Origin of the sequence: Steroidobacter sp. (assembly GCF_016790065.1) — a bacterium.
Lineage (GTDB): Bacteria > Pseudomonadota > Gammaproteobacteria > Steroidobacterales > Steroidobacteraceae > Steroidobacter.
This window is the reverse complement of sequence record NZ_JAEUPY010000467.1, coordinates 1-8,455: the sequence shown is the minus strand read 5'-3', so window position 1 is coordinate 8,455 and position 8,455 is coordinate 1. Positions and strand designations below refer to the sequence as shown.

8 protein-coding genes are annotated in these 8,455 nt (G+C 61.3%); all 8 read left to right on the top strand.

Annotated elements, in window-relative coordinates; genetic code table 11:
* Positions 1 to 100: 100 nt before the first annotated feature.
* Positions 101 to 862, top strand: a complete 762-nt coding sequence (locus JNL55_RS19430; protein WP_293857452.1) for an SDR family NAD(P)-dependent oxidoreductase — start codon at positions 101 to 103, stop codon at positions 860 to 862.
* Between the two features lie 3 nt (positions 863 to 865).
* Complete coding sequence (locus tag JNL55_RS19425; RefSeq protein WP_293857449.1) at positions 866 to 1,651, top strand: SDR family oxidoreductase; 786 nt, start codon at positions 866 to 868, stop codon at positions 1,649 to 1,651.
* Positions 1,644 to 2,048, top strand: coding sequence for a limonene-1,2-epoxide hydrolase family protein (locus JNL55_RS19420; RefSeq protein ID WP_293857446.1), 405 nt, complete (start codon positions 1,644 to 1,646; stop codon positions 2,046 to 2,048). The genes JNL55_RS19425 and JNL55_RS19420 overlap by 8 nt, the downstream gene beginning before the upstream one ends.
* A gap of 8 nt (positions 2,049 to 2,056) precedes the next feature.
* Positions 2,057 to 3,052, top strand: a complete 996-nt coding sequence (locus tag JNL55_RS19415; protein ID WP_293857443.1) for an amidohydrolase family protein — start codon at positions 2,057 to 2,059, stop codon at positions 3,050 to 3,052.
* 51 nt (positions 3,053 to 3,103) lie between these two features.
* Positions 3,104 to 3,886 (top strand): sugar phosphate isomerase/epimerase family protein, encoded by a 783-nt coding sequence (locus JNL55_RS19410; RefSeq protein ID WP_293857440.1) that lies wholly within the window; start codon positions 3,104 to 3,106, stop codon positions 3,884 to 3,886.
* 131 nt (positions 3,887 to 4,017) lie between these two features.
* Positions 4,018 to 6,303, top strand: a complete 2,286-nt coding sequence (locus JNL55_RS19405; RefSeq protein WP_293857437.1) for a TonB-dependent receptor — start codon at positions 4,018 to 4,020, stop codon at positions 6,301 to 6,303.
* Positions 6,296 to 7,552: an MFS transporter gene (locus JNL55_RS19400; protein WP_293857434.1), complete on the top strand. Its 1,257-nt coding sequence runs from the start codon at positions 6,296 to 6,298 to the stop codon at positions 7,550 to 7,552. Before JNL55_RS19405 ends, JNL55_RS19400 begins: the two co-directional genes overlap by 8 nt.
* Positions 7,549 to 8,455 (top strand): PDR/VanB family oxidoreductase (locus tag JNL55_RS19395; RefSeq protein WP_293857431.1); only part of this gene is annotated, 907 nt, incomplete at its 3' end. The genes JNL55_RS19400 and JNL55_RS19395, both read left to right, overlap by 4 nt.

Here is an 8,455-nt window from a genome sequence, read left to right as displayed (position 1 = left end):
TGCATCACCGAACCGACCCATCTAAGTATTCTAAAACGAGCCGTGCAGTGGCTGATCGAGCCGGCACTGGCCAAGCAACAGTACAGGGGAAACACGGCCCATGCGTGATATCGCAGGCATGTCGGTGTTGATCACCGGCGGCGGCTCGGGATTGGGCGAGGGCACGGCGCGGCACTTTGCCAAGCGCGGCGCCAAGGTCACGATCTCAGGCCGACGACGCAACAAGATTGAAGCCGTGGCCAAGAGCATCGGCCCGTCGTGTCACTTTGTCGAAGGCGACGTCACCAACGCTGACGACCGTGCGCGCTTGGTGACGGAAGCGGTCCAGCATGGCGGCGGTTTGCATGTGCTGGTCAACAACGCCGGCAACATGTATCGCGGCGCGTTGGTCGAGTTGGAAGAGCAGAAGCTGCTCGATGTGTTCAATTCCAACGTGGTGTCGGCCATGTTGCTGACCGGGCTCGCCGTGCCTCATCTGGCCAAGACTCAAGGCGCGATTGCCTTCATCGGCTCAGTGCATACGCGTCGAGCCTATCCCGGCGCTTCACCTTATGCGGCCACCAAAGGCGCTATCGAAGTACTGACGCGCGTACTAGCAGCCGAGTTGGGCTCACAGAAGATTCGTGTCAACTGCGTGGTACCTGGCGCTGTGTTCACAGAGATCAATCAGCGCGCCGGCTTGCTCGACCACGAAGCTGCACGCAAGCGGCTCGAAGCCATGGCCAGTAGCCACGTGCTCGGTCGCATCGGTACCGAAGAAGAGATTGCCGAAGCCATCGCCTATCTGACCTGTGCCGAGTGGACCACGGGTGCTGTGCTCGAAGTGGACGGCGGCTTGGGTCTCGGCTTGTCGCCGGGGTGATGCATGGATTTGGGATTGCAAGGCAAAGTCGTGGTCGTCTGCGGTGCCAGCGCCGGCATCGGATTGGAGACGGCGCGCGCATTCGTCGCTGAAGGTGCGTCGGTCGCGATCTGTTCGCGCACCAAGTCGAGCATCGAAGCTGCAGCCAAGCAGCTCGATCCGAGCGGACGAGTGTTGCCGGTAGCGGCAGACTTGTCCGATGAGAAAGGCGCCGCTGCGCTCATCGATGCCGTCGTCGCGCGCTTCTCCACGATTCACGTGTTGATCAACAATGTCGGTGGCCCACCGCCTGGCACCTTTACTGCGTTGAGCGATGAAGCGTGGCAGAAGGCTGTCGATCTGACATTGATGTCGGCGGTGCGCGTGACTCGCTTAGCGCTGCCGTTCATGCGCAAGCAGCGTTGGGGCCGCATCGTGAATATCTCTTCGTACTCGGTGAAGCAACCCATTCCCGGGCTGATGCTCTCCAACAGCGTGCGCATGGCCATGCTCGGCTGGGCGAAGACGTTGGCGAACGAAGTGGCTCCAGACAACGTGCTCGTGAACACGGTCTGTCCGGGTTGGACGCGCACCGATCGTGTGCAGCAGATCTTTACGTCGCAGGCCAGTACCGCCGGCACCGATGTCGACGCTGTAGAGAATCGAATCGCCGCAGGCATTCCGCTCGGGCGTCTGGCGCAGCCGGAAGAGATCGCTGCCGCCGTCGCATTTCTAAGTTCCGAGCGCGCCGGGTACATCACCGGTACTGCGTTGGCCGTAGACGGTGGAGCGGCACAATCCTATGGCTGAACGACGTCACACTGAGATTGAGTCGGCGGCTCTCGCTGTCGTGCATGACTTCGTTGCGGCGTGGAACTCGAACGACATGAGTCGGGTGCTGGCGCTGATGGACGAAGATGTTTTCTATCACAACATCCCAGTGGCTCCGCTGGTCGGTCGGCGTGCTGTTTCGGACTATCTCGGCAGCAAAGGCGGCTTCGACTGGATCAACTGGCAGCTGCTCAACATCGCTGTCGACGGTCACAAAGTGCTGACCGAGCGCGTCGATGATTTCAGCATCGGTGGTGTCGCGGTCAGTCTACCCATCATGGGCACGTTCGAAGTGCACGACGGCAAGATCAAGGCGTGGCGCGACTACTTCGACATGGATGGTTATCGCCGCCAGCTCGCCCAACCCAAGCAGTAAGCCAGCTCATGTCCATCAAAACCGCACGCACCATCGATGTCCATGCCCACGCCGTGCTGGGGGAAACCTTCGGCACCGCCGGTGAGCATGGGCCTGAGCTGACGACCGCACCGGATGGCCGGCCGCTGTTCCGCGTCGGCGGTTACAAGCTACACGGCGTTCGCTACACCGGCAGCGCGTTCATGGATGTGGATGTACGCATTGCCGCCATGGATCGCGCCGGCATCGACTTCCAAGTGCTGTCGCCGAATCCACTGACCTATTTTCATTTCGTCGATGCACCGTCGGCCTTGAGCTTCTGTCGTCGACACAACGACACGCTGGCGCAGTTGGTGAAACGTTATCCGGACCGGCTCGCTGGCTTGGCCGCTTTGCCCATGCAAGATCCTGAACTCGCCGCGCAGGAGCTGACACGCTCAGTGCAAGAACTCGGCCTGTGGGGCGCGTATGTGGGCACCGAGTTCGGCATTCGTTTGGATTCGCCGCAGCTCGATGCGCTGTACCGCCGCTTCGTGGAACTGAATGTTCCTTTGTTCTTGCATCCGGCGCCGGCGGGCATCGATGGGCCGACGGCATTTCCGTCGGTCAGTCATTTCGATATGGACTTGCTGATCGGCTTTGCCGCGCAAGAAACGATTGCGGTCGGCACACTCATTTATGGCGGTGTGCTGGATCGTCATCCCGACCTGGATATTTGCGTCAGTCACGGTGGCGGCGCTATCGCATTCCTCGCCGGACGTTTCTCGCAGGCGGCACGTAAACGTCCGTGGTCGGTCGGGCCGCTGCGAGACGAAGACGCGTTCGTGCAGCGCTTGCGAAGGCTATGGTACGACGATCACGTGCACGATCCGCTCTCGCGGCAGCTGTTGGAGACAACCGTCGGTGCCGATCGACTGGTGCTGGGCACGAACTTCGCCGGCTGGGATCAACCCGAGCACATGGATGCGCATCACATCTCGCAGCAGCTGGCCGACAATGCGCGCCGCTTGCTGCGGCAAGTCTGATCGGGGCGACGTATGTGGCGGCAAGGTCCTCTCTCGCTGGCGTACCTGACTGTGAACGGTGCTGATCCGTTACAGCACATCGCGGCGGCGGCAGAAGCGGGCTATGAATTCGCCGGGCTCAGAATTCTTCCGCCTCGGCATCTCGCCGATGCGCCTGCTGTCGTAGGCAATGCCTCTCTAGTGCGTTCGATCAAGCGTGCCTGTAGTGAGTCGGGCGTTGCGCTGTTGGATGCTGAGGTTGTCAGTATCGTCCCCACGACCAGTCGGGCAGAGTTGCAGGCTGTCGTCGAGGTCGCGGCCGAGTTGGGATTCAGTTTCATTCAAACCGTGGTCGAAGACACGGATCAGCGCCGTGCCGCGGACCGTCTGGCTGAGCTAGCTGATCTGGCGGGCGCGGCGCAGATGAAAATCGCACTGGAATTCATGCGATTCCGAGCGGTCACCGATCTGCAGCTGGCCATGCAGCTGATAGCACGGGCTGATCGTCCAAACATTCAGGTGCTGGTCGACGCGTTACATCTGGCACGCTCCGGCGGATCTGCTGAGCAAGTAGCGAAGCTGGCGCCAGAACGCATCGGCGTCGCGCAACTGTGTGACGCACCGGCTGAGTCGCCGCCCATCGAGCTGTTGGCACAAGAGGCGCGTACCGCGCGTTTGTACCCGGGAGACGGCGGTTTGCCCCTAAGTGAATTACTCGACGCGCTGCCTGACGGCTTGCCGTTGAGCGTAGAGGTTCCCAACGCGGCGTATGAGTCCCTGAGCCATGCCGAGCGGGCTCGGCGTGCGATTCACGCCACACGTGAGCTGTGCCGGCGCCGGGTCGGGGAGCGGTAATATCGATTTCGATGAAAGTTGTATCGAAATCGATGCAAATGAGTGTAGTCTCCATAGTCAGCCGGTCCCGTCGGGGCAGCCACCCTCGAAACCGGCGTCAAATCCTAGAAAATTCGTATCGGGGGGTCGGCATGTCGATGCATACCAAAGGTCTGTTGGGCCTGACGTTGGCCGCATTGGGCGGCACTGTGAGCACACCGGCATGGAGCGCCGAAACCGCGGCCAGCGAAGCGCCCAAGCTCGAAGAAGTGATGGTATACGCCGAGCGCAAAGCCGCCGGCACGGCTGTGCAGGAAGTGCCGATGGCGGTCAGCGCCGTCGATGCCAGCACCATCGAACGGGCCCACATGGTGAGCGTCACCGACATCGGCCGCATCGTGCCCAACGCACAGCTCGATCCGGTGGGCACGTTCCCGGGCTTTTCCAACTTCGTGATTCGCGGCGTCGGTAATACCAACAGCACGCGTTCCATCGATCCGCCGGTCAACATCATTCAAGACGGCATGGTCATCGATTATCAGGCCGGCGCGGTGCTGGATACATTCGATGCCGAAAGCGTCGAAGTGCTGCGTGGTCCGCAAGGTGTGCTGTTCGGTCGTAACGCTTCCGGCGGCGCTATCGTCCTGCGTTCGCGTCGGCCGACCGGTGATTTCAACGGCAACGTGAATCTGACCATCGGCGACGCCAACACACGCGAAATCAAAGCAGCCATCGAAGGCAGCTTGATCGACGACAAACTCTCGGCGCGCCTCGCGATCATGAGTCACGAGGACGACGGCCGCATCAAGAACACGCTCAAGGGCACGTACGTTGCCGTGCCGACCTGTCCGACCGCGGCTCCGGCCTGTAACGTCAACAACATCGATGGCACGCCGGTTCAGCATGCCACGGGCCGCATCGGCGCTCAGGATCATCTGATCGTGCGACCGACGTTCACGTTCACGCCCAACGACGATGTGACGTTCACGCTGTTGACTCAGTACATGGATTTCGACGATGGCGGCGGCGTTGCGCGCGCCGTCGTCCCTCAGGATGCGTCGGCGGTCGCGCTCGGCACCCAGTGGGGATTCACGCCTGGCGGCGGCAAGTACGAGACCAACGTGGCCGAGACCGGCTACACCAAGATCGAAGCCTGGCACGCCATCGGCGAGCTGCAATGGGAATTCGATGCCGGCACCTGGACCACGGTGGTGGCGCATCGAGAACTGGACTACAAGGCCACCATCAACGTCGACGGCACGCCGTTCAGCCTGACCATCTTCCCGGACAACGTCGAAGAGGCCGAGCAGCTGAGCATCGAGTCGCGCTTCAACGGCAGCATCACCGACAAGCTCGACTATCTGGTCGGCGTCTATTACATGGACGCCAAGTCCGATGTCACCGAACTGCGTGAAATTCGTAGCAACCTGTCCACGGCGACCAACTACTTTGCGTCGTACTGGAACCAGGACTCCAAGACCTCGGCGGTGTACGCCAACTTGGATTATCACTTCACCGATCAATGGTCCTTGTCGGCGGGCTTGCGTTACACCGAAGACGAAAAAGATTTCCACATGCGCCGGCCGCTCACGTCCTGCGGAGCGAGCTATGCACTGTGCGTCGATGCGCCCATCGAAGACTCGTCCAAGTGGAGCAAGGTGACGCCGCGTGCCGTGCTCACCTATCAGCCGAACAGCGACATCACCACCTACCTGAGCTATGCGGTCGGTTATCGCGCCGGTAACTACAACGCTCGGGGTAGCGCAGCGGCCATTCCTGTGCCGGCCGATCCTGAAACCAACACCGCGTATGAGATCGGTGCCAAGACCGATCTGCTGCCCAACTTGCGTGTCAATGCCGCGTACTTCTATCAGGACTACAAGGACATTCAACGCACCGGCACCGTGCCTGGCGTGAATCCGCCGATCTCGACTCTGTTCAATGCCGGCGCCGCCACCATTCAGGGCGTGGAGCTGGAAGTGAGCTGGTTGCCGATCGACTCGCTGCGTATCGATGCCAACTACGGCACTGTCGACGCCAAGTACGACACGCTGTTGGGTATCACTTGCCCGCCGTGCGGCAGCGGTGTGACCGATCCGACGGACTTGAAGTTCGATCGCGTCATTCCGTGGAAAGCCAACCTGGCGGCGACGTATACGGTCGATATCGGCGACGGTGAGTTGGCAACCCGCGTGGCCTACGAGCGGCGCGCCAAGGCCGACACCGACGTGAGAAACTTCGACGCGCTGGTGATGCAGGAGTACGGCATTCTGGATGCGAGCATCGGTTACGATCTGGGTTCCTGGTCGTTCGCTGTGTTCGGCCGGAACATCACCAACACCGACTATGTCGATACGCGTTCGCTCGGCGTGGGCTACCAGGCGTTCGGTGGCTCGCCGCGCAGCTACGGCGTGACCGTGGGATACAAGTTTGACTGAACGTAGCGACGAACTGCGACGGGGCTGGCTGCTGATCCTGGCAGCCTGCGCCGGCGTTACTTGCAGTTCGGTGGTGCTGCCGTTCTATTCCATCGGCGTGTTGGTGAAGCCGCTCACCGAAGAGTTCGGCTGGACGCGGGCGCAATTTCAATCCTCGATTCTGTTCAGTGCCAGCCTGGGTGCATTGATTGCACCTCTCGTAGGCTGGCTGATCTATCGCTACGGTGCGCGGCGCACGGCGTTGGTCGGATTGGTCGGTTTGAGCATCGGCTTTTTGCTGGCGTCATTCATCCGCGGCGAGTTGTGGATGCTCTATGTCGCTTACGGCGCGATGGCGGTCTTCGGTGCCGGCACGACGCCGGTGACGTGGACCAGCGCCATCACCGCCAACTTCGAGCGCACCCGAGGCCTCGCGCTCGGTCTCACCCTGACGGGTACCGGCATCTGCGCGGTGCTGGCGCCTCAATATGCTGTGTGGCTGGTGGAGTCGTTCGGCTGGCGCACGGCGTATGTCGGCTTGGCATTGTTGCCAGTGCTGTTCGCCGGCCCCATTGTTTATTTCCTGTTCCGGCCTGACGGCGGCGTCGCAGCCAATAAGAAGCCGGTGGCCGATGCCAGCTGGGGATTGACCGTCGGCGAAGCCTTTCGCACCTACAAGTTCTGGATCCTGTTCGTTTCCATCATGGCCGTGTACATGGCGGTCTCCGGCATCAGCCCGAATCTGATTCCGGCACTGACCGACAACGGCATGTCGGCAACCGACGCCGCGACCGTGCAAGGCATGTATGGCGTGGCCATCGTGCTGGGCCGCTTGGTGGTGGGGTATCTGATCGATCGCTATTGGGCACCGGGCGTGGCTGCTGTCGCGCTGTGCTTGCCCATCCTCGGCTGTCTGATGCTGACCGGCACGCCGACATTCTATGCCGCGTGTTTCGCAGCGTTTCTGATCGGCTTCGCGGCCGGCGCCGAGCTCGACTTGATGGCGTTCCTCGCGGCCCGCTACTTCGGCTTGAAACACTACGCCAAGATTTACGCCGTGCTGTATGCGGTGCTGGCGATCTGCTCCGGCGTGGCGCCGGTGGCGTTCGCGACCGTGTACGACCGCACTGCGAATTACGACATCAGCTTCTATGTGGCGTCCGCTGCGTTCTGTTTCGGCGCGTTGATTTTGTTGGCCTTGGGGGCGTATCCGAAGCGCGAGAAGTCGGCTCACTTCGCGCAGCCGGTGGCTCAAGCGGTATCGCAATGATTCATTCCTGGCTGCAATTGAAAGTCGCTGCCCGCTGCGAAGAAGCGCAGCAGATCTGTTCGTTCGAGCTGGTCGATCCGCAAGGCCGCGCATTGCCGCCGTTCACGCCCGGTGCGCACGTCGATGTGCAGATTCAACCGGGGCTGATTCGTCAGTACTCGTTGTGCAACGACCCGAGCGAGCAGCATCGCTACTTGATCGCTGCGCTCCGTGAGCCGGAAGGTCGCGGCGGGTCCGTGGCCCTGCATGACAAGTTCAAAACCGGCGATCTGATTGGCGTCAGCGAGCCCAAGAATCATTTCCCGCTGATTGCGAACGCTGACCGGCACGTGCTGTTAGCCGGCGGCATCGGCGTGACGCCGCTGATGAGCATGGCCGAGTACTTATCCAAGCGCGGGCTGGACTTTGAGATGCATTACTGCACGCGATCGCAAACGCGTGCCGCCTTCCTGCAGCGTATTCAGCAATCGTCGTTTGCTAGTCGCGTTCACGTGCATTTCGATGACGGCGCGGTCGAGCAACGCTTCGACGCTACCAAAGTGCTGAGCAAGCCGGAGCCGGGCACGCATGTGTACGTTTGTGGTCCGAGCGGCTTCATGAAATACGTGCTGGACAGCGCCAAAGCGCAGGGCTGGTCCGATGAGCAAACACATCGCGAATACTTCGCACCGGCACCGCAAGCCGAAACACCTGCCGGCCAGTTTGAAGTGGAGTTGGCGAGCAGCGGCGAGGTGTTCGTGATTCCCGCCGACAAGGCCATCGTCGAAGTGCTGTTGAATGCCGGTATCGAAATCCCGACCTCTTGCGATCAGGGCGTGTGCGGGACCTGTCTGACGCGCGTGATCTCTGGCGTACCGGAGCATCGCGATTCGTTCCTGACCGACCAGGAACGCGACCAGAACG